This window comes from Chitinophaga niabensis, assembly GCF_900129465.1.
Taxonomy (GTDB): Bacteria; Bacteroidota; Bacteroidia; order Chitinophagales; family Chitinophagaceae; genus Chitinophaga; species Chitinophaga niabensis.
In genome coordinates this window covers 3,484,188-3,503,286 of record NZ_FSRA01000001.1, presented here as the reverse complement: position 1 = coordinate 3,503,286, position 19,099 = coordinate 3,484,188, and the positions used below count along the sequence as shown (strand labels likewise).

General features: G+C 46.5%; 15 protein-coding genes. 10 read left to right on the top strand and 5 right to left on the bottom strand.

The window, feature by feature from the left end:
* Positions 1 to 22: 22 nt before the first annotated feature.
* The 3 genes from BUR42_RS13835 to BUR42_RS13825 are packed head-to-tail and all read right to left on the bottom strand — an operon-like array spanning position 23 to position 4,622.
* Positions 23 to 1,012, bottom strand: coding sequence for a 1-aminocyclopropane-1-carboxylate deaminase/D-cysteine desulfhydrase (locus tag BUR42_RS13835; protein WP_084185561.1), 990 nt, complete (start codon positions 1,010 to 1,012; stop codon positions 23 to 25).
* Positions 996 to 3,263 carry a family 20 glycosylhydrolase gene (locus BUR42_RS13830; protein WP_143197443.1) on the bottom strand — a complete coding sequence of 756 codons (2,268 nt, stop codon included), beginning with the start codon at positions 3,261 to 3,263 and terminating at the stop codon, positions 996 to 998. Before BUR42_RS13830 ends, BUR42_RS13835 begins: the two co-directional genes overlap by 17 nt.
* A gap of 24 nt (positions 3,264 to 3,287) precedes the next feature.
* Positions 3,288 to 4,622, bottom strand: coding sequence for an alpha-L-fucosidase (locus tag BUR42_RS13825; protein WP_074239793.1), 1,335 nt, complete (start codon positions 4,620 to 4,622; stop codon positions 3,288 to 3,290).
* A 153-nt stretch (positions 4,623 to 4,775) separates the two neighbouring features.
* Between BUR42_RS13825 and BUR42_RS13820 the strand changes: the two genes are divergently transcribed.
* The 8 genes from BUR42_RS13820 (at position 4,776) to ilvA (ending at position 14,663) form a co-directional block, all read left to right on the top strand.
* Entirely contained in the window at positions 4,776 to 5,675 is a 900-nt protein-coding gene (locus BUR42_RS13820; protein WP_074239792.1) for a sugar phosphate nucleotidyltransferase, read from the top strand.
* The gene (locus BUR42_RS13815; protein WP_074239791.1) at positions 5,675 to 6,736 is read left to right on the top strand and encodes a phosphotransferase enzyme family protein; all 1,062 of its coding nucleotides are present in this window, start codon (positions 5,675 to 5,677) and stop codon (positions 6,734 to 6,736) included. Before BUR42_RS13820 ends, BUR42_RS13815 begins: the two co-directional genes overlap by 1 nt.
* Positions 6,737 to 7,153: 417 nt before the next feature.
* A complete protein-coding gene (locus BUR42_RS13810; RefSeq protein ID WP_074239790.1) occupies positions 7,154 to 8,056 on the top strand; it encodes a branched-chain amino acid transaminase in 903 nt (300 codons plus the stop codon).
* Between the two features lie 227 nt (positions 8,057 to 8,283).
* Positions 8,284 to 9,963, top strand: a complete 1,680-nt coding sequence (gene ilvD, locus BUR42_RS13805) for a dihydroxy-acid dehydratase (protein ID WP_074239789.1) — start codon at positions 8,284 to 8,286, stop codon at positions 9,961 to 9,963.
* Positions 9,929 to 11,677 (top strand): biosynthetic-type acetolactate synthase large subunit, encoded by a 1,749-nt coding sequence (gene ilvB, locus BUR42_RS13800; protein ID WP_317044471.1) that lies wholly within the window; start codon positions 9,929 to 9,931, stop codon positions 11,675 to 11,677. Before ilvD ends, ilvB begins: the two co-directional genes overlap by 35 nt.
* 30 nt (positions 11,678 to 11,707) lie before the next feature.
* A complete protein-coding gene (gene ilvN / locus BUR42_RS13795) occupies positions 11,708 to 12,250 on the top strand; it encodes an acetolactate synthase small subunit (RefSeq protein WP_074239788.1) in 543 nt (180 codons plus the stop codon).
* A 47-nt stretch (positions 12,251 to 12,297) separates the two neighbouring features.
* Positions 12,298 to 13,341, top strand: coding sequence for a ketol-acid reductoisomerase (gene ilvC / locus BUR42_RS13790; RefSeq protein ID WP_074239787.1), 1,044 nt, complete (start codon positions 12,298 to 12,300; stop codon positions 13,339 to 13,341).
* 65 nt (positions 13,342 to 13,406) lie between these two features.
* On the top strand, positions 13,407 to 14,663 hold the full coding sequence (gene ilvA, locus BUR42_RS13785; RefSeq protein ID WP_074239786.1) for a threonine ammonia-lyase IlvA: 1,257 nt from the start codon (positions 13,407 to 13,409) through the stop codon (positions 14,661 to 14,663).
* 6 nt (positions 14,664 to 14,669) lie between these two features.
* Here the strand turns inward: ilvA and BUR42_RS13780 are convergent, their stop codons facing one another.
* Both BUR42_RS13780 and BUR42_RS13775 read right to left on the bottom strand, forming a co-directional pair.
* Complete coding sequence (locus BUR42_RS13780) at positions 14,670 to 15,047, bottom strand: HigA family addiction module antitoxin (protein WP_074239785.1); 378 nt, start codon at positions 15,045 to 15,047, stop codon at positions 14,670 to 14,672.
* A 26-nt stretch (positions 15,048 to 15,073) separates the two neighbouring features.
* Complete coding sequence (locus BUR42_RS13775; RefSeq protein WP_074239784.1) at positions 15,074 to 15,358, bottom strand: type II toxin-antitoxin system RelE/ParE family toxin; 285 nt, start codon at positions 15,356 to 15,358, stop codon at positions 15,074 to 15,076.
* Between the two features lie 119 nt (positions 15,359 to 15,477).
* Between BUR42_RS13775 and BUR42_RS13770 the strand changes: the two genes are divergently transcribed.
* Together BUR42_RS13770 and BUR42_RS13765 are read left to right on the top strand one after the other, a co-directional pair.
* A complete protein-coding gene (locus BUR42_RS13770; RefSeq protein WP_074239783.1) occupies positions 15,478 to 16,611 on the top strand; it encodes an NAD(P)/FAD-dependent oxidoreductase in 1,134 nt (377 codons plus the stop codon).
* 88 nt (positions 16,612 to 16,699) lie between these two features.
* Entirely contained in the window at positions 16,700 to 19,087 is a 2,388-nt protein-coding gene (locus tag BUR42_RS13765) for a glycoside hydrolase family 95 protein (protein ID WP_074239782.1), read from the top strand.
* Positions 19,088 to 19,099 lie beyond the last annotated feature (12 nt).

Genomic DNA, 19,099 nt, shown 5'->3' with positions numbered 1-19,099 from the left:
TACAAATATACGTTGTCACTCTTTAAAAGCATAGAACGTCAGGAAGTAATGAATCATTGCCCTGTAAACCACCGGAATGGATCAATAATAAACGGCTATTGGCTGGAAAATAATCCTGTTCAATCAGTTTTTTTACGGCCAACACCATTTTCCCGGTATACACCCTGTCCAGCGGAATATTTGTCTGCCGGTAGAAATCATTCATAAGATCGATCAACGCAGGGCTGATCTTTCCATATCCTCCTTCATGAAAATCATGCAATAATTCCCAGGGGCCCGGGCTGATCAGCAGGCTTTCTATTTCGGCCTGCAAAGAAAAAGCACCTTTTAATGCAGAAATGCCGATCACTTTTTGTACAACATGGCCGGGATCGCCGGTCACTAACCGGGCAAGGTCATGTAATACTTCTTCCGCCATGTTTTCGCTGCCTTCCACGGTTGAATTGATCAGGCCGGCCAGGGTAGTGCCTGTACCTACGGAACAGATAATGTGTGTAAAATCTTTCGTGTCAGCTAAAGAGAGTATTTCGCTGCATCCTTTTACGCCCAGGGCATTGTGACCACCTTCGGGGATCACGTAGGCATCGCGGGGAATGATCTCATCGTTCAGCTGATAAACTGCATACATATGATCATCTGCTCCAAGATCGTCTGTATCCGTCAGCAATTTGTATTCCTCCCTGCTTACAAATACCAGCTGCATACCCATCCTGCCGGCCTGTTCCAGTGTAGGGCTCAATATCAAAGGTTTTTCTCCGCGGATAATACCTGTGCAGGCTAAACCTTTCATTTGGCAGGCAGCAGCAGTAGCGAGGATGTGGTTGGACCATGCACCGCCGAAAGTAACAATAGGTTTGCCTGCCGCCGCTTCCAGGTTGTATTTGAGCTTGAACCATTTATTCCCTGAAACAAGTGGGTCCAGCTTGTCCAAACGCAACATGGCTGCCGGGATATGCTCCGGCAGCCATGTGGTATGAATAGGTTGTAATATGTCTTTAGTGGAAAAGTGCATTCCGCAAGTTAACACTTTGTTTGCCTTTCAGCCCAAAGCTCACCTGCAGCCGTTGATCCCCGCCGGCATCAAAGTATTTTACACTGATCTTGTGAAAACCTTTACGAAGCGGTACCATACCTGATTTCTCAGTAGGTGCGTGTTCCCCGTCGTTATCCACGATCACTTCATCATCAATAGAGAGTACGGAACCATCATCAGAATTGGTTTTGAATTCATACAAACCATCTGTTTCAATTTTCAGGTATCCTTCATAACGCACACCAAAAGTAACTTTGGCAACGAATGGACGGATATCGAAAGCAGGTATTACACCTGTTGAATCCGCTTTTCCACTGCCGATGTTTTTAGCCTGGTTAAAGGTTTTATAGAAGGCATCAAACTTTACCCCTTTATTAACAGGGTTTACATTCAATGCTGTTTTATATTCCTTGCGCATGTAAGCAGCAGAATATACCGCACTCGTCCTTCCGTTAGGAGTGACCACAATACATTTAACAGTAGTGGTACCATTGGATGGAGGAGCAACCACAATTGGTTTTGTATATAAAGTGCTGTTTGCTGTAGGTATGGTACCATCCAGTGTATAACGGATAGTGGCGAAAGCTACAGATGGTTTTAAAGTAACCGTTGTGCTCGCACCGGTTAATACTTCATCTTCCAGGCCCGCTGGTTCAGGGATGCGGAAGTTGACACGTGCATCATCCAGCCTGGCCAGTTGTTTAGGCAACGCAGCTGTAAAGCGGGAGTAATTCTTTTTGTGCTGCGGGCTCCAGGTGATCTCTGCCAGTGCCAGTGCGCGGGGATAGGTGAAATAGTCCACCGATCTATCGTCAGGGATATACTCCGTCCACACATTTCCCTGCACGCCTTTAATGTATTTTTTCTCTTCTTCCGCCAATGCAGCAGGATATGGCTCATAGCTATATACCTTTTCCAGTGGCAGATATCCGCCGATCGCCAGAGGTTCTGTTGAAGGATTGCCCTGGTGATAATCGAGATACAGATAGGTGTTCGGCGTCATGATCACATCATGTTTTTGCCTGGCAGCTTCAATACCCCCTGCTTCACCACGCCAGCTCATCACTGTGGCATCCGGTGCCAGGCCACCTTCCAGGATCTCATCCCATCCGATGATCCTTTTGCCCTTGCTGTTCAGGAACTTTTCCATCCGTTGAATGAAGTAGCTCTGCAATGCATGTTCGTCTTTCAGGCCCAATGCTTTCATACGTGCCTGGCATTTAGGGCAGGCCTTCCATCTGTCTTTCGGGCATTCATCACCACCAATATGAATATACTGGCTGGGAAACAGTGGGATCACTTCCGTGAGTACATCTTCCAGGAAAGAGAATACCTCATCATTTCCTGCGCAGTACACTTCTTTATGAACACCCCATTTAGTGACCACTTCGTATGGGCCACCTGTACAACCCAGTTGTGGATAGGCTGCCAGTGCGGCTTGTGCGTGACCGGGCATTTCAATTTCCGGGATCACCGTGATAAACCTGTCTGCAGCATATTTAACTACCCGTTTGATCTCCTCCTGTGTATAGTAACCACCATAAGGTTTTCCATCAAACTTATTATCGCCGTAAGGCCCTTCCATTGTTTCCTTTCTTTTGGAGGCAATAGTCTGCAGCTTCGGATATTTTTTGATCTCAATGCGCCAGCCCTGATCTTCCGTTAAATGCCAGTGAAAACGGTTCAGCTTATAGGAAGCCATGATGTCCAGGAATTTTTCAATGTAAGGAACGGAGAAGAAATGCCGCCCTACATCCAGCATCAGCCCGCGATAGGCAAAACGCGGCTCATCCTTTATGAGCACACCGGGAACAACGATCTTGTTCTTTACAACCTGGCCGCTGAAAGGCAGCATCTGTTGCAGTGTTTGCACACCATAGAACAAACCTGCCGCGCGGCCTTGCAGTACAATTTTATTTTTGGCCACAGTGAGCTGATAACCTTCAGCAGATAAAGCATCATCTTCCGAAAATACCAGCGTACTGTTTTGCATGGTCCCTTTTTCCATTACAAAGCCATAGTTGGCAGAAACAAACAACACAAACAGTTCCGCTGCTTTATCAGCTGCGGCACCATTGGAGAAGTATTTCATTTGTGGACTGATCGTTACCGGGCTACCCAGCATTTCTACGGACTTAGGTTCCGGGATAATTGACAAGGGTTGCTTTTCCTGCGCTATGCCTGTTAAGCAGGCCAGCGCCATAAAAGCAGATAGGAGCGTTTTTTTCATATTAATTGAGTTGCTTGTGTTCATTTATCCATTCAATCCGCCTTTGCCGCGATACAACTTCACGGGCTTATCCAGCTTCAGTTCCAATACGGTCATGTATTCATCCTGTACAGTGGATGGTACATCAATATAGATCAATCCCGGCACGGGGCTCCAGGAAATTTTCCCCACGATCTTATGTGTGAGCTTAGTGCCATTGCCAACAACGGTAATATCCCGGACCTTATTATCCAATCCCTTCACCATGATCTGTCCGCTTACTTTGCCCGGCAGAAAGAGGTACAGTGTGGTGGAATCTTTGGATAAGGTAGTAGGGCCATAGAAATGCCCCTGGGGAATACCCCCTATAGTATTAAAGATGGCTTTGTCGTGTTTCCTGTTCCACTTTCCTAACTCCTTCAATACATTCACCTGCTCGGGAGGAATGGTACCATCTGCTTTCGGGCCAATGTCCAGCAGCATATTACCGCCATTACTGATCGCGTCTGCAAAGATGGTGATCACTTCATAAGGTGTTTTCCAGTTAGTGTCCTGTGGCTGGTATCCCCAGTTATTGTTAATGGTCATACATAATTCCCACCAGTGGAATTGCGGCCTTACCACGGGAAAGTTCTGTTCTGGCGTATCATAATCGCCATAACCCTGGAGGCGACCATTGATAATGGTTTTAGGATTATGTGTGGTGAGCATGTTGCGGACCTTCACGGCTTCCCATTCTTCCGCGCTGCGTTCCCAGTCTCCATCAAACCACCAGAGATCAGGGTTGAACTGCGTCATTACTTCGGACAGCTGGCCCTGGTAAAACTTTTGGAACCGCTCCCAGCGTTTGGGATCATCGCTGATCTTATAACGGCTGCTGTCTTTCAGAAAACCGGGATAATCAGGTGAGCTCCAGTCCAGTAAAGAGAAGTAAGCACCTGCTTTGATATTGTTCTTACGTAAGGCGGCAAAGAAGGGGCTGAGCACATCTCTTTTGGCAGGTGTGCTTTTAGCCGTGCTGAGTTTATTCAGTTTGGTATCCCATAAAGCAACGCCATCGTGGTGTTTGGTAGTGATCACGGCATAACGGGCCCCGGATTCCTTCACCAAGTCTGCCCAGGCTTGCGGATCGTATTTGTCTGCCGTAAAGCCTTTCAGCTGTGCCATGTAATCAGGATAAGCGATCTTTTTATTGTAAAAGCTCCAGCTTTCATCAATCCCTTTCACTGAATAAATGCCCCAATGAATAAAAATCCCCAGTTTGGCATCTGCAAACCATTGCATTTTGGGGCTGATCTCTTCCGGGTTAGTCTTTTGTTGTGCATGTGTAGGCTGCATGAAATGCAGTGCCATGGCTCCCGCCACTACTAATCTTTTCATCTGCGTTTAATTTGTAATAAAATATTGGTTCACTGTAGACGTTAACGTCAGATAGCAACTATAACAAAAAAATAAAGAGTTGGGGAAAAATTTAATCACTAAATTTAGCCCCCGATATTAATTCGTTCGAAATTTATAAACTAATATCAACAAATGCAACCGACATTATTGATTCTCGCGGCAGGCATGGCCAGCCGTTACGGAAGTTTAAAACAGATCCAGCAGTTTGGCCCCAGTGGAGAAACTATCATTGATTATTCTATCTACGACGCTATCCGCGCGGGTTTTGGCAAGATCGTGTTTATTATACGCGACAACTTTGCAGAAGAGTTTAAAGAGATCTTTGAGCCCAAGCTGAAAGGTAAAGTAGAAACTGCATATGTATTCCAGGACATGAATGCTTTCGTAGGCGAACATGCTGTTCCCGCAGACCGCACAAAACCCTGGGGTACCGCACATGCTGTACTTTGCGCGAAAGACGCTATCAACGAGCCTTTTGCCGTAATCAACGCAGACGACTTCTATGGCCGGGACGCCTTCGAAAAGATGGCTGAATTCCTGAAAGGAGAATGCGCAGCAGACAGGTACAGCGTAGTAGGTTACGAACTGGGTAAAACCATCAGTGAATACGGTTCTGTATCCCGCGGTGTATGCGAAGTGAATGGCACCGGCAACTTGGCTGGCATCACGGAAAGGACCAAGATCTACATCGATAACGGTAAGATCGTATACGAAGACGGCGATAAGAAAGTGGAACTGGGCCCTAAAACCCCTGTATCCATGAACTTCTGGGGTTTTGCACCATCCGTATTCCCGGTAAGCGAAAAACTGTTCGATCAGTTCCTGGACCAGAAGATCACAGATCCTAAATCTGAATTCTTTATTCCTATTGTGGTAGATCAGTTCATTGCCAGCGGTACGGGTTCTGTTAAAGTGATCCCTACCAGCTCACAATGGTTTGGTGTTACTTATAAAGAAGATGCTCCCGGTGTTCAGGCAAGCCTCTCCGCATTAGTAAATAAAGGGGAATACCCGGATAATCTCTGGAAATAATGGTGAATGCTGAAATTGTCAGTGCATTTGGATTGAATGCGGCCGATTACGAAATAAAGAAATTTGGAAGCGGCCATATTAACAATACCTTCCTTTTAAGCGGACAACAGGATCAGAAGTACATCCTTCAAAGGATCAATACCTATGTTTTTAAAGAACCGGGTATAATAGCCCGTAATCTCAGGCTGGCTGCCGATTTTCTGGCAAAACACCATCCGGATTACCTGTTCATCACACCTATTCCCACCGTAACAGGGGAGGAGATGTTCTTTTTTAACGAGGAATATTGGCGGATGATCCCTTTCATTCCCAACTCTACCTCTGTAGATCAGGCAGATACGCCCAAACAGGCGTACGAAGCTGCCCGCGAGTTCGGGAAAATGGCCCGGCTCCTGCATGGTATAGACCTGCATGAGTTCAAAGCCTCCATCCCTAACTTCCATAATCTCACTTTGCGTTATTCCGCCTTCCAGGAGGCTATCCGCACAGCTAAAGAAGAAAGGAAGAACTTCGCGGAAGAGCTGATAGAGCAATGCCTGCGCTACTCAGACATCGCCATTACCTTCGAATCCCTTAAAACGGATCCCGAATTCGGCGACCGCCTGATGCATCACGATACCAAGATCAATAACGTACTGCTGAATAAGGACACCTTTGAAGGCATCTGCGTATGCGACCTGGATACCCTCATGCCCGGCAAGATCATTTCAGACCTGGGAGATATGGTGCGTACCTACGTAAGCCCTGTTTCCGAAGAAGAACGTGATTTCAGCCAGATCAGCATCCGGGAGGACTATTACGAGGCATTAATGAAAGGATACCTCTCTGAAGTGGGCAGCACCCTGTCCCAGACAGAAAAAGACCATCTTTTCTATGCCGGTAAGTTCATGATCTATATGCAGGGCATCCGCTTCCTCACAGACTATCTGAATGGCGATGTATATTATCCCATTAAATACCCGGAACACAACTACAACCGGGCTAAGAACCAGTTAGTACTGCTGGAGAAGCTGTTAGAGAAAGAACCGAAACTACAGGCAGTGATCGATAGCTGCCTGTAAAAACTATATGGAAAGGGCCGTCTTTTAGACGGCCCTTTTTGATAGGAACCATGGGAAGCTAAGTATTCTTAGATTTTATTCAATCTGAGAAGTCATTATTTCGATATTTTTAAAAATCGCCCCTGTGTTTAATATTTGACAAAATATTGGTGCTTGTATTGTTTTTTATTCCAATCACCAATACATTTGTACTGATCAACAAAAAATTGATTAGACCTCCATGTGGTTAAATAAAAACAATAACAAGATCGGTAACATAGTACCTCAGTTGAACTGGGCTATTACGCTAGTCGTGATCGTCGTTGTCATTATCAGCCACCAGACCGGAGGATAGATTAGCGTGTATTAAACTAACTGAAAATAGAACGCCTTCCTCCACACAGGAAGGCTTTTTTTATGTGTGCAAATTCCAATAATATGTATAGCTATTACAACGAAAACACGATTCTCTACTTTGACGGGGCTTTTACCAAAGCCACCGAAGCCAAAATCGACCTCTATGGTCAATCTCTCCATTATGGATACGCAGTGTTCGAAGGCATCCGTGCTTACAAGACCGAAAGCGGTGAGGTGAAGATCTTTAAAGCCAAAGAACACTTCGACAGGTTCAAGCGTTCCTGCGAACTGATCCATATCCCCTACAAATACAACAACGATGAGTTGATCGCTGCTTGCTATAAAGTATTGGAATTAAACAACATGCAGGAAGCGTACATCCGTCCGTTGGTATTCTGCCCTCCTAACATGACGCTCAAAGCTGCTACAGAAACACATCTGCTGATCTGTGCATGGGAGTGGGGTGCTTACCTGGGTGAGAAACTGCTGCGCGTAATGTTGTCTTCTTACCAGCGTCCGAACCCGAAAGCATTCAAAATAGAATCCAAAGCCGCGGGCTTGTATGTAAACTCCATACTTGCGTCGCAGGAAGCTAAGGAAAAAGGATATGAAGAAGCGCTGCTGCTGGATATCGACGGTTTCGTCGCTGAAGGCCCCGGCGCTAATCTTTTTTATGAGAAAGATGGTAAGATCTACACTCCTTCAAAAGGGAACATCCTCCCGGGTATTACCCGCGCTACCGTTATTGAGATCTGTGGCGAACTGGGTATTCCATTGATTGAGAAACAAATTACCGTGGAAGAGCTCAGGCAGGCAGAGGCGGTCTTCTATTGTGGTACTGCTGCTGAGGTGATCGGATGGGATTCTCTGGACGGTCAGGGCTTCAGCAAACCATGGGCAGCATCTTTAGGAAAGGTCATTCAACAGGCCTACAAAGCAAAAGTCCTCGAAAAAGAATTCAAACGCGAAGCTATTCCAGCTTAGTGTACCGATAGCAGGGTGGTGGGCCAGGCTATCTGCGGGGCCGCCACCCTCTTTTTTACCTTTGAATGGCGTAACCGCTAAAACCCCTAACTCACTACCATAGCGAATTTTGGCCTTCGGGGCCTCCTTTTGAAGACCGGGAACCGGCAAATTATAGGTTTGGAACATGAGGCACTCCCGGGATACTTTTACCAATATTTCGAAATTAGGCTAACTGACTTAATCATATGGAGTTAAATAGATACAGCAAAACGATTACACAAGATCCAACGCAGCCGGCTGCACAAGCAATGTTGTACGGAATTGGATTAACAGAAGAAGATCTGAAGAAAGCGCAGGTAGGAGTGGTGAGCATGGGTTACGATGGTAACACCTGCAATATGCACCTTAACGACCTGGCAAAAGAAGTGAAAAGAGGCGTCTGGGCTAACGACCTGGTGGGCCTTATCTTCAATACCATCGGCGTAAGCGACGGTATCAGCAATGGTACGGATGGTATGCGTTATTCCCTGGTTAGTCGTGACCTGATTGCTGACTCCATTGAAACGGTTTGCGGTGCACAGTATTATGATGCCCTGATCACTGTTCCGGGCTGTGATAAGAACATGCCGGGTTCCCTCATGGCCATGGGCCGTTTGAACCGCCCGGCTATCATGGTGTACGGTGGAACCATTGCTCCGGGTAAATACAAGGGGCAGGACCTCAATATCATCTCTGCATTTGAAGCCCTGGGGCAAAAAATAGCAGGCAACCTGGATGAAGGGGACTTCAAACAGATTGTTCAGCATTCCTGTCCTGGTGCAGGGGCATGCGGTGGTATGTATACCGCCAATACCATGAGCTCTGCAATAGAGGCGCTGGGAATGAGCTTACCTTACAGTTCCTCTAACCCTGCACTCAGCAAAGAAAAACAGGAAGAGTGTTTCGAAGCAGGCCAGTACATCCGCCTGCTCCTGGAAAAAGATATTAAGCCAAGAGATATCATGACGCGTGAAGCATTTGAAAATGCCATCACCGTGATCATGGCACTTGGCGGCAGCACCAATGCTGTATTGCATTTTATCGCTATCGCAAAATCTGTGGATATCAGTATCACTGCAGACGATTTTCAGCGTATCAGCGACAAAACGCCACTGCTGGCCGATCTGAAGCCCAGTGGTAAATACCTCATGGAAGATCTGCACAACATTGGCGGCGTTCCCTTAGTCATGAAATACCTCCTGAAAAAAGGTATGCTGCATGGTAATTGTTTAACCGTAACCGGTAAAACAATTGCAGAGAACCTCGCAAATGTTCCCGACATCGACTTTACAACACAGAATATTATAGTTCCGCTGGAACAACCACTGAAACAAACCGGTCACATCCAGATCCTATACGGAAACCTGGCTGAAAAAGGTTCCGTAGCAAAGATCACCGGTAAAGAAGGAGAGCGCTTTGTTGGCCCTGCCCGTGTTTTTGATGGCGAATTTGAATTGATCGCAGGCATAAGTTCCGGTAAAGTAAAATCCGGTGATGTGGTAGTGATCCGTTATGTTGGTCCTAAAGGCGGGCCCGGCATGCCGGAAATGCTAAAACCTACTTCCGCCATCATGGGTGCCGGTTTAGGAAAGAACGTAGCCCTCATTACAGATGGCAGGTTCTCCGGTGGCACGCATGGCTTCGTCGTCGGACACATTGTGCCGGAGGCTTACGAAGGCGGTACCATTGCCCTGGTGAAAGATGATGATATTATTGAACTGGATGCAGTCAACAACATTATCAAAGTTAACCTTACTCCTGAAGAGTTGGCAACCCGCAAAGCCGCATGGAAACAACCGGCATTGAAGGCAACGAAAGGAATATTATTCAAGTACGCTAAACATGTTAAAAATGCAACAGAAGGATGTGTTACCGATGAAGACTAATGAGTCTGACAAGCGGGCCGCCGCTGCCAACATTATTACCGGTGCCGAAGCTGTGATCCAGTCACTGATCGCAGAAGGTGTTAAAACCATTTTCGGTTATCCCGGTGGCGCAATTATGCCCATTTACGATGCCCTGTATGATTTCCAGGATAAAGTCCATCATATCCTTGTTCGTCATGAACAAGGCGCTACACACGCCGCTCAGGGTTTTGCCCGTGCAAACGGAGAGGTAGGTGTGGTATTTGCCACCTCTGGTCCCGGTGCCACTAACCTGGTAACCGGCCTCGCCGATGCCTATATGGATTCAACTCCCATGGTATGCATCACCGGCCAGGTAGCAGCAGCATTACTGGGTACAGATGCTTTCCAGGAAACAGATGTGATCGGTATCACCACACCCATCACCAAATGGAACATCCAGGTAACCAGGCCGGAAGATATTCCCGGTGCCATTGCCAAAGCATTCTATATTGCCAGGAGCGGCCGCCCCGGCCCTGTACTGGTGGATATCACCAAAAATGCACAGGTAAACAAACTGGACTTTCAATACAAAGCCTGCGAATATATCCGCAGCTACCGCCCGGTTCCCGAACTGAAGATGGAAGATGTAAAAGCTGCTGCTGAATTGATCAACAACGCTAAAAAACCTTACATCCTTTGTGGTCATGGTGTATTGCTCTCCAGCGCAGAAAAGTTACTGATCGAACTGGCAGAAAAAGCGCAGATCCCTGTAGCTTCCACACTGCTTGGGCTTTCCGCTGTACCGGTGGATCATCCATGTTATGTTGGTTTCCTGGGTATGCATGGTAACTATGCACCCAATGTCAATACCAATGAATGTGATGTGCTGATCGCCATAGGTATGCGTTTCGATGATCGTATCACCGGAGATGTAAATACCTATGCACGCCAGGCAAAAGTATTACACATAGAAATTGATAAAGCAGAGATCAACAAGATCATCAAAGCAGACGTAGCCGTGCATGCAGATGCCAAACAAGCCCTGGAAGCATTGCTGCCGCTGATCAATCCTGCTGAACATAAAGAGTGGATGCAATCCTTCAAAGACCTGGATAAACAGGAATATGAAAAAGTGCAGCAGAGAGAACTGCATCCAACAGAAGGTATGCTGAAGATGGCAGAAGTGATCCGCATCATCTCCGAACAAACAAACGGAAAGGCTATCCTCGTAACAGACGTAGGGCAGCACCAGATGATCGCTTCCCGCTATTACCGCTTCAAAGATCCCAACACCAATATCACCAGCGGTGGTATGGGTACCATGGGTTTCTCGCTGCCTGCAGCCATGGGGGCCAAAGTTGGTGCTCCTGAAAAAGAAGTGGTGGCCATCATCGGAGACGGTTGCTTCCAGATGACCTTACAGGAACTGGGTACTATTTATCAATCACAGATAGGAGTGAAGATCGTGATCCTGAACAATAACTTCCTGGGCATGGTACGCCAGTGGCAGCAGTTGTTCTTCGACAGGAGATACTCCTCAACAGAAATGACGAATCCTGATTTTGTACAGATCGCCAAAGGATTTTTCATTCCGGGCCGCAAGGTCAGCGAACGTTCTGAGATCGAAGCAGCAGTAAAAGAAATGCTGGACACACCAGGCGCTTATCTCCTGGAATGTGTGGTGGAGCAGGAAGACAATGTATTCCCAATGGTTCCCGCAGGGGCACCGATCTCAACCATCCGCCTCGAGTAGTAGTATTTCACATTTTAGAAAAGACACAACATGCAAAAAGAATATACCATAACGGTGTACACGGAAGACAGGATTGGGATCACCAATCGTATTTCTGTGATCTTCACCCGCAGGGGCATCAATATCACCAGTTTAAATACTGCGGAAACAGAGATCCCGGGCGTTTATAAGTTCATTATCACTGTACTTTCCAACAGGGAACTGCTGGATAAAGTAGTGGGACAGATAGAAAGGCTCATCGAAATACATCGTGCATTCGTACATGAAGAAGATGAAGTGGTGTACCAGGAGCTGGCATTGTACAAGATCTCAACCAAAGCCCTGCATAGCGGGGATATTGAAAAGATCATCCGGGATAACAATGCACGTATCCTTACCATTACGCCGGACTATTTCGTATTAGAAAAAACAGGCCACCAGCAGGAGCTTACAGCAATGCTGCAAAAGCTGGAACCATATGGCCTCATAGAATATTCCAAAAGCGGTCGCGTAGCGATTGTGAAATGGAGCCGTCGTTTCCACGAACATCTGAAGGACTTGTCCCTGATTGAAACAGACAACCTGAAAGACTAACCTAACCGACGCAATTTTTAACTCTTTAAAAAAAACACAATCACAACATGGCAACCATCAATTTTGGCGGAGTACTGGAAGACGTAGTAACCAGAGAAGAATTCCCCATGGAAAAAGCAAGAGAAGTTCTGAAAAATGAAACTATTGCTATCATTGGTTATGGCGTACAAGGTCCCGGCCAGGCTCTGAACCTGAAGGACAATGGCTTTAACGTGATCATCGGTCAGCGTAAGAATTCCAAGACCTGGGATAAAGCAGTAGCAGACGGATGGGTTCCGGGCGAAACTTTGTTCGAGATCGAAGAAGCAGCAGAAAAAGGTACGATCATTCAATACCTGCTGTCTGATGCAGGTCAGATCACCTTGTGGCCTACCCTGAAGCCTTTCCTGACTCCTGGTAAAGCGCTGTATTTCTCTCATGGTTTTGGTATCACTTATAAAGAACAAACCAATATCATTCCTCCTGCTGATGTAGACGTGATCCTGGTAGCTCCTAAAGGCTCCGGCACCTCTCTCCGCAGACTGTTCCTCGCAGGTCAGGGTCTGAACTCCAGTTTTGCAATCTTCCAGAATGCAACCGGTAAAGCCCGCGACAGAGTAATTGCACTTGGTATCGGTGTTGGTTCAGGATATCTCTTCGAAACAGATTTCAAAAAAGAAGTATTCTCTGACCTTACAGGTGAGCGTGGTACTTTGATGGGTTGCATCCAGGGTATCTTTGCTGCACAGTACCAAACACTCCGCAGCAATGGTCACTCTCCTTCAGAAGCTTTCAACGAAACAGTGGAAGAGCTTACCCAATCCCTGATGCCACTGGTAGCAGAGAACGGTATGGACTGGATGTATGCTAACTGCTCCACAACTGCTCAACGTGGTGCGCTGGATTGGTGGAAGAAATTCAAAGATGCAACACAACCCGTATTTGATGAACTGTACGCAAGCGTAGCTGCAGGTAAAGAAGCAGCTCGTTCTATCGACCTCAACAGCCAGCCCGATTACCGCGCTAAGCTGGAAGTGGAACTGGCAGAACTGCGTAACAGTGAAATGTGGCAGGCAGGCGCTGCAGTTAGGAAACTGCGCCCTAATAAATAATCATAAAATGAAAATGGGAAAAGTGAAAGATCTTTTCCCATTTCATTTTGAAATAGTGGTAAGAAATGGAGGAAGTCGTCAATACAGTAAATACGCTCCGGATAAAGGAAGCCGCCGAAAGGTTGAAGTCAGTGGTGATACATACCCCGCTTACTTACTGCGCCAGTTTGTCCCGCCGGTATAACTGTGATATATATTTGAAGAGAGAAGACATGCAGGTGGTACGCTCGTATAAATTACGCGGCGCCTACAACCTGATGAGCAGCCTGGATGCAAAGCAACTGGCAGATGGCGTTACCTGTGCAAGTGCCGGTAACCACGCACAGGGTTTTGCTTATTCCTGTAAAAAGCTGAACGTGAAAGGGGTAGTATTCATGCCCATTATCACACCAAAACAAAAAGTGAACCAGGTAAGGATGTTCGGTGGTGAGAATATCGAGATCAGGCTGGTAGGAGATACCTTCGATGATTGCGCTATTGAAGCACAGGCATATACCCTGGAAAACAACATGACCTTCATTCCCCCCTTTGATGATATCAGGATCATTGAAGGACAGGGGACCGTAGCACAGGAGATCCTGGAAGAACAATCCGGCATCGATTACCTGTTTATACCTGTTGGCGGAGGCGGCCTCGCCTCCGGTGTTGGAACTTACTTCCGTACCTACAGCCCCCAGACTAAAATTATCGGCCTTGAGCCTGTAGGCGCCCCCTCCATGATGCGTGCACTGGAGAATGGCGGCCCTGTTACATTAGGAGAAATAGATCGTTTTGTGGATGGCGCAGCCGTAAAACGGGTGGGCCAGCTTACCTATAATATCTGCAAAGATGTGCTCGATAAAATGAGCCTGGTGCCCGAAGGCCGCATCTGCTCAACTATCCTTCGTTTATACAACGAAGAAGCCATTGTAGTGGAACCTGCCGGCGCACTATCTATGGCATGCCTGGATGATTTTAAAGAAGAGATCAAAGGGAAGAAAATAGTGTGTATCGTCAGCGGCAGTAATAATGATATCGACCGGATGCAGGAGATCAAAGAACGTTCCCTGCTCTATGAAGGATTAAAACATTATTTCATTATCCGGTTTGCACAACGCCCCGGCGCGCTCAAAGAGTTTGTGAACTTTGTGCTGGGCCCCGGAGATGATATCACCCGTTTTGAATTTATTCAGAAGCATAATAAAGAAACAGGCCCTGCATTAGTGGGGATTGAATTAACTGACAGGAAGGATTATGATGTATTACTTGCTAACATGCAAAAATACAATATCAATTACACCGAGCTGAATAAAGATGATAATCTTTTTGGTTACCTGGTTTAGTATGGTTCAACCTATAGTAGTGTTCAAAGCCCCGGTCGTTGCGATCGGGGTTTCTTTTTTTGCCCGGCCACCAGCTGAAGCCTGTTTCCTTTTTTCTTTTTTCTCTTTAGGGGGAACATACGGCTTCAGCTTTAGTTTCTCGATCTTGGGTTCAGCATGGTAAAGATTGTAAGCTGTTTGTACACGTTGCCATTGATCCGCAGTGCCACCAAAAACCTTGGCTATCCGAAGGCTCATTTCTACGGAAATATCTGCTTTGCCGTTGCATACATTGGATAAAGCTGCACGCGTTACCTTTAGTAAGGCGGCGGCCTCCGTAATAGTAAGCCCATGTTCTTCAATTACATCGTGTTTTAAAGCCAGACCTGGGTGCAAAAATCTCATTCTCCGTTGCATAATAATTGTTTTTATTAATGATAATCCAGATAATCTACATTATAGGCGTTGCCATCCTCAAATAAAAAAACGATCCTGTAATTGCCTGTGACTGTTAAGCTCCACACGTTTTTTATAGGCCCCCTTAATTGATGGATCCGCCATCCTTTAAAACCCAGCAGGTTATCAGGAATAATTTTCGCTGTGTTTAATTGATCCAGCATAGTGAGGATCTTTCTCAATTGCTGAGCGGGTAAACTACTCGCATCATCGTTTTCCCATAAAGCTCGCAGGGCCTTACTCTTAAAATTTTTGATCATATACCCTTCCGGTTTAAATTTTTATTTAAAAAGGGGGCTCTTTATATATGATCTCTGCGTATAGTGCAAAGCTACACTTTACACTTTGGTCTTCCAAATTTTTTACCTACATTCGGGGCATGCTTAGCTTCTGGGAAAAACAAAGCCTCCTCCAATACGACTGCATCCTTCTAGGAAGTGGTATTGTTGGGCTCTCCACGGCCATCAGCTATAAAGAGAAGTTCCCCCGCAAAAGGGTCCTGGTATTGGAAAGAGGTATATTACCCACAGGCGCCAGCACCAAAAACGCCGGTTTTGCCTGTATAGGCAGTTTAACGGAGATCCTGGAGGACCTGCAAACCATGACCACAGAAGAAGTGGTATCCCTCGTTCACATGCGCCTTAAAGGTCTTCAGTTGTTGCGCTCCCGTATTGGAGACGATCGCATGAACTACCGGGAAAACGGCAGTTATGAACTGATCAGTGCTACAGAATCTGCTGCGCTGGAACAAATGGAAAACGTCAACTCCATGCTCTTCGGGATCCTTCCCGGCCCTGCCTTCAGCCATGCAGATCAAAAGCTGCAAAACTTCGGCTTTAATGCACAACATGTTCAATCCCTTGTACAGAATAATTTTGAAGGTGAGCTGAATACCGGTAAAATGATGCGCACCCTGATAGACCTGGCCTTTGAAAGAGGTATAGAGATCAAAACAGGTTGCGAGGTCGTTGGTTTTGAAGAAAATGCACAACAGGTATTGGTTACCGTACAGCAGCCCGGTAGTAAAGGAACACTCACCTTCAGCGCAGAACAACTGGCTATATGCACAAACGCTTTTGCCAAAGGCCTGCTGCCGGAACTGGATATCACGCCGGGCCGCGGACAGGTGCTGATCACAACGCCGGTTAAGGGATTACCCTTTAAAGGCATTTTTCATTTTGACAAAGGTTATTACTATTTTAGAGAGATCGAAGGCCGCGTACTCTTTGGCGGCGGGCGTAACCTGGATTTTGCAGGGGAAGCTACCACCAACTTCGAATTGAAAGAAACAATCCAGCGGGACCTGGAGGAAAAACTCCGCACTTTCATCCTACCCAATCATTCTTATACCGTAGAAGACCGCTGGACGGGCATCATGGGATTTGGTAAAACCAAACGCCCCATAATACAAGCATACTCTGGTCGTATATTCCTGGCCGTGCGCATGGGAGGAATGGGTATTGCCATCGGTTCTGAAGTGGGCAGAACATTGGCTGGCATGATGCAAGGCTAAAGAATAATCGCAATTGTTAGTACTGAATTAACAGCAGCTTGTAACCAAGTGCTGCAATGATTACATTTAACCAAGATCGTTTACAGGTATGAAAAAGATCCTTATCCTTCTCTTACTGCTAAGTAGCGCAGCTTTCGCGCAGGAACAATCTCTGCAACTCTGGTACAAACAACCTGCCCAAAGATGGGAGGAAGCATTGCCCGTTGGAAACGGCAGGCTCGGTGCCATGGTGTATGGCCGCACCGGTAAAGAAATACTCCAGATCAATGAAGAAAGCGTATGGGCCGGAAATAAGTTTAACGACGCCAATCCCAATGCTTTCAGGTACTTAGACACCATCCGCAAACTGATCTTTGCAGGCGAAAATGAAGAAGCCCTGAACCTGGCACAAAAGAACTTTGTAGCCGTGGATGATGAGAACTCCAACCGCATTGCACGCAACTTCCGTTCTTATCAGACATTAATGAACGTGAACATTGATTACGGCTTCACGGATGTAACAGATTACAAACGTCAGCTTAATTTAATTAACGGCATTGCCACCACTACTTATAAAGTAAATGGCATTGAATATAAACAGGAAGTACTGGCCTCTGCGCCGGATAACGTGATCGTGGTAAGGATCACTACGGTAAAACCCGGCACCATCAATGCCATCCTTTCACTGGACCGCCCGGATACAAAAGATACGGCCAACCATATGAAAGATTGCACGGTGACTGCATTGAAGAACCAACTGATCTTAAATGGCCGCATCAATGATAAGAATACAAAAGACCTGCGTGGCCCTGAAGGTTATCATATGCGTTTCGCCGGAATGCTGCAGGCCGTGCCGCAAGGAGGTACTGTTATTGCAAAACAGCAAACACTGCAGGTGAAGAATGCTGTAGCCCTTACTTTATATATACAAGGGGCAACGAATTATAACGCTGTAAAACAGGATGTTGATGAAGGAGCAAACATCGCGCTCAATAAATGTAAACAACTCCTGCAAAAGGCTGTCTTGCGCAGTTACGCACTAATAGCTGCAAGTCATGTAAAGGACTTTGAACCTTACATGAAAAGAGTACAATTGCAGATCAACGAACCTGCTCTTGATGAACTGCCAACAGATGAAAGATTAACACTCACAAAAACTGGCAAGGAAGATACACACCTGATTGCCCTGTATTTTCAATACGGCAGGTACCTGCTGCTTTCCAGTTCCCGCAAGCCGGGTGTTCTTCCGGCAAACTTACAAGGTATCTGGAATCAACACATAGACGCACCTTGGAATGCAGACTTCCATACCAATATCAATCTGCAAATGAACTACTGGCCGGCGGAAGTATGTAACCTTACGGAAACAACCGCTCCGCTGTTTGACTTTATGGACAGGATCCGCCCGGAAGGACGTAAGACGGCAAAGAAAATGTATGATGCGAGAGGATGGGTAGTACATCATTGTACGGATGCTTTTGGCAAAACAGGGGTGCAGGCGAATGCAGCATTTGGGACTTTCCCCATGGCTGCCAGCTGGATGTGCCTGCATTTCTGGGAACACTTTGCTTTTACGCTGGATTATGAATTCCTGAAGAGCAAAGCTTATCCGCTGATGAAGGAACATGCTTTGTTTGTGGAAGACTTCCTGGTAAAAAGCCCTGAAGGTTACCTCGTTACCAATCCCGGCAGTTCACCAGAGAACAGGTTTAAACATCCTGTTACGGGAAAACCTACCGGCATCACTTATGGGCCTACCATGGATAACCAGATCCTGCGGGAGTTCCTGAGTAAATGTATCTCGGCAGCAAAAATATTAAGAACAGATTCTTTGGAAGCTGTAAAATGGGATAGCATCATTAAGTTATTGCCACCTACTAAAATTGGCAAAGATGGCCGCATACTGGAATGGATCAATGAATATGAAGAAGCAGAACCCGGCCACCGGCATATCTCTCACCTATTTGGTCTGCATCCCGGCACACAGATCACGGAACAAACACCTTCTCTCTTTGAAGGCGCCATGCGTACACTTACCGGCCGTTTGAGCAAAGGAGGTGGGCATACCGGCTGGAGCCGTGCCTGGATCATTAATTTCTATGCCCGTTTAAAACAGGAAGACAGTGTGCGTTATCACCTGCAGGCATTGTTCGCAAAGTCTACTTTACCCAATCTCTTTGATAATCATCCGCCATTCCAGATAGATGGTAACTTTGGCGGAACTGCAGGTATCGCAGAGGCGCTGTTGCAAAGTCATGGTGACTATGTGGAACTGTTGCCAGCCTTACCGGCCGCATGGAACAATGGTTCCGTAACAGGCCTGCGTGCAAGGGGAGGCTTTGAACTAGATATCACCTGGAAGGATGGAGCGCTTTCAGGGCTGAAACTTCGTTCTGTAGGAGGGCGCAACCTCGTTCTAAAATATCGTCAGCATCTATTACCACTTACAATTGAAAGAGGGAAGGAGATCATCGTTCCGGTTAACCAATTGTTATAAACACGTCTGCGT

What these genes read in the sequence shown, in the direction of transcription:
- BUR42_RS13775 (WP_074239784.1), bottom strand. Translation starts at nt 15,358, where the DNA reads ATGATCAAAAATTTTAAGAGTAAGGCCCTGCGAGCTTTATGGGAAAAC.
- ilvN (WP_074239788.1), top strand. Translation starts at nt 11,708, where the DNA reads ATGCAAAAAGAATATACCATAACGGTGTACACGGAAGACAGGATTGGG.
- BUR42_RS13770 (WP_074239783.1), top strand. Translation starts at nt 15,478, where the DNA reads ATGCTTAGCTTCTGGGAAAAACAAAGCCTCCTCCAATACGACTGCATC.
- ilvA (WP_074239786.1), top strand. Translation starts at nt 13,407, where the DNA reads ATGGAGGAAGTCGTCAATACAGTAAATACGCTCCGGATAAAGGAAGCC.
- ilvC (WP_074239787.1), top strand. Translation starts at nt 12,298, where the DNA reads ATGGCAACCATCAATTTTGGCGGAGTACTGGAAGACGTAGTAACCAGA.
- BUR42_RS13820 (WP_074239792.1), top strand. Translation starts at nt 4,776, where the DNA reads ATGCAACCGACATTATTGATTCTCGCGGCAGGCATGGCCAGCCGTTAC.
- BUR42_RS13815 (WP_074239791.1), top strand. Translation starts at nt 5,675, where the DNA reads ATGGTGAATGCTGAAATTGTCAGTGCATTTGGATTGAATGCGGCCGAT.
- ilvB (WP_317044471.1), top strand. Translation starts at nt 9,929, where the DNA reads ATGCAACAGAAGGATGTGTTACCGATGAAGACTAATGAGTCTGACAAG.
- BUR42_RS13830 (WP_143197443.1), bottom strand. Translation starts at nt 3,263, where the DNA reads ATGAAAAAAACGCTCCTATCTGCTTTTATGGCGCTGGCCTGCTTAACA.
- BUR42_RS13810 (WP_074239790.1), top strand. Translation starts at nt 7,154, where the DNA reads ATGTATAGCTATTACAACGAAAACACGATTCTCTACTTTGACGGGGCT.
- BUR42_RS13825 (WP_074239793.1), bottom strand. Translation starts at nt 4,622, where the DNA reads ATGAAAAGATTAGTAGTGGCGGGAGCCATGGCACTGCATTTCATGCAG.
- BUR42_RS13780 (WP_074239785.1), bottom strand. Translation starts at nt 15,047, where the DNA reads ATGAGATTTTTGCACCCAGGTCTGGCTTTAAAACACGATGTAATTGAA.
- ilvD (WP_074239789.1), top strand. Translation starts at nt 8,284, where the DNA reads ATGGAGTTAAATAGATACAGCAAAACGATTACACAAGATCCAACGCAG.
- BUR42_RS13765 (WP_074239782.1), top strand. Translation starts at nt 16,700, where the DNA reads ATGAAAAAGATCCTTATCCTTCTCTTACTGCTAAGTAGCGCAGCTTTC.
- BUR42_RS13835 (WP_084185561.1), bottom strand. Translation starts at nt 1,012, where the DNA reads ATGCACTTTTCCACTAAAGACATATTACAACCTATTCATACCACATGG.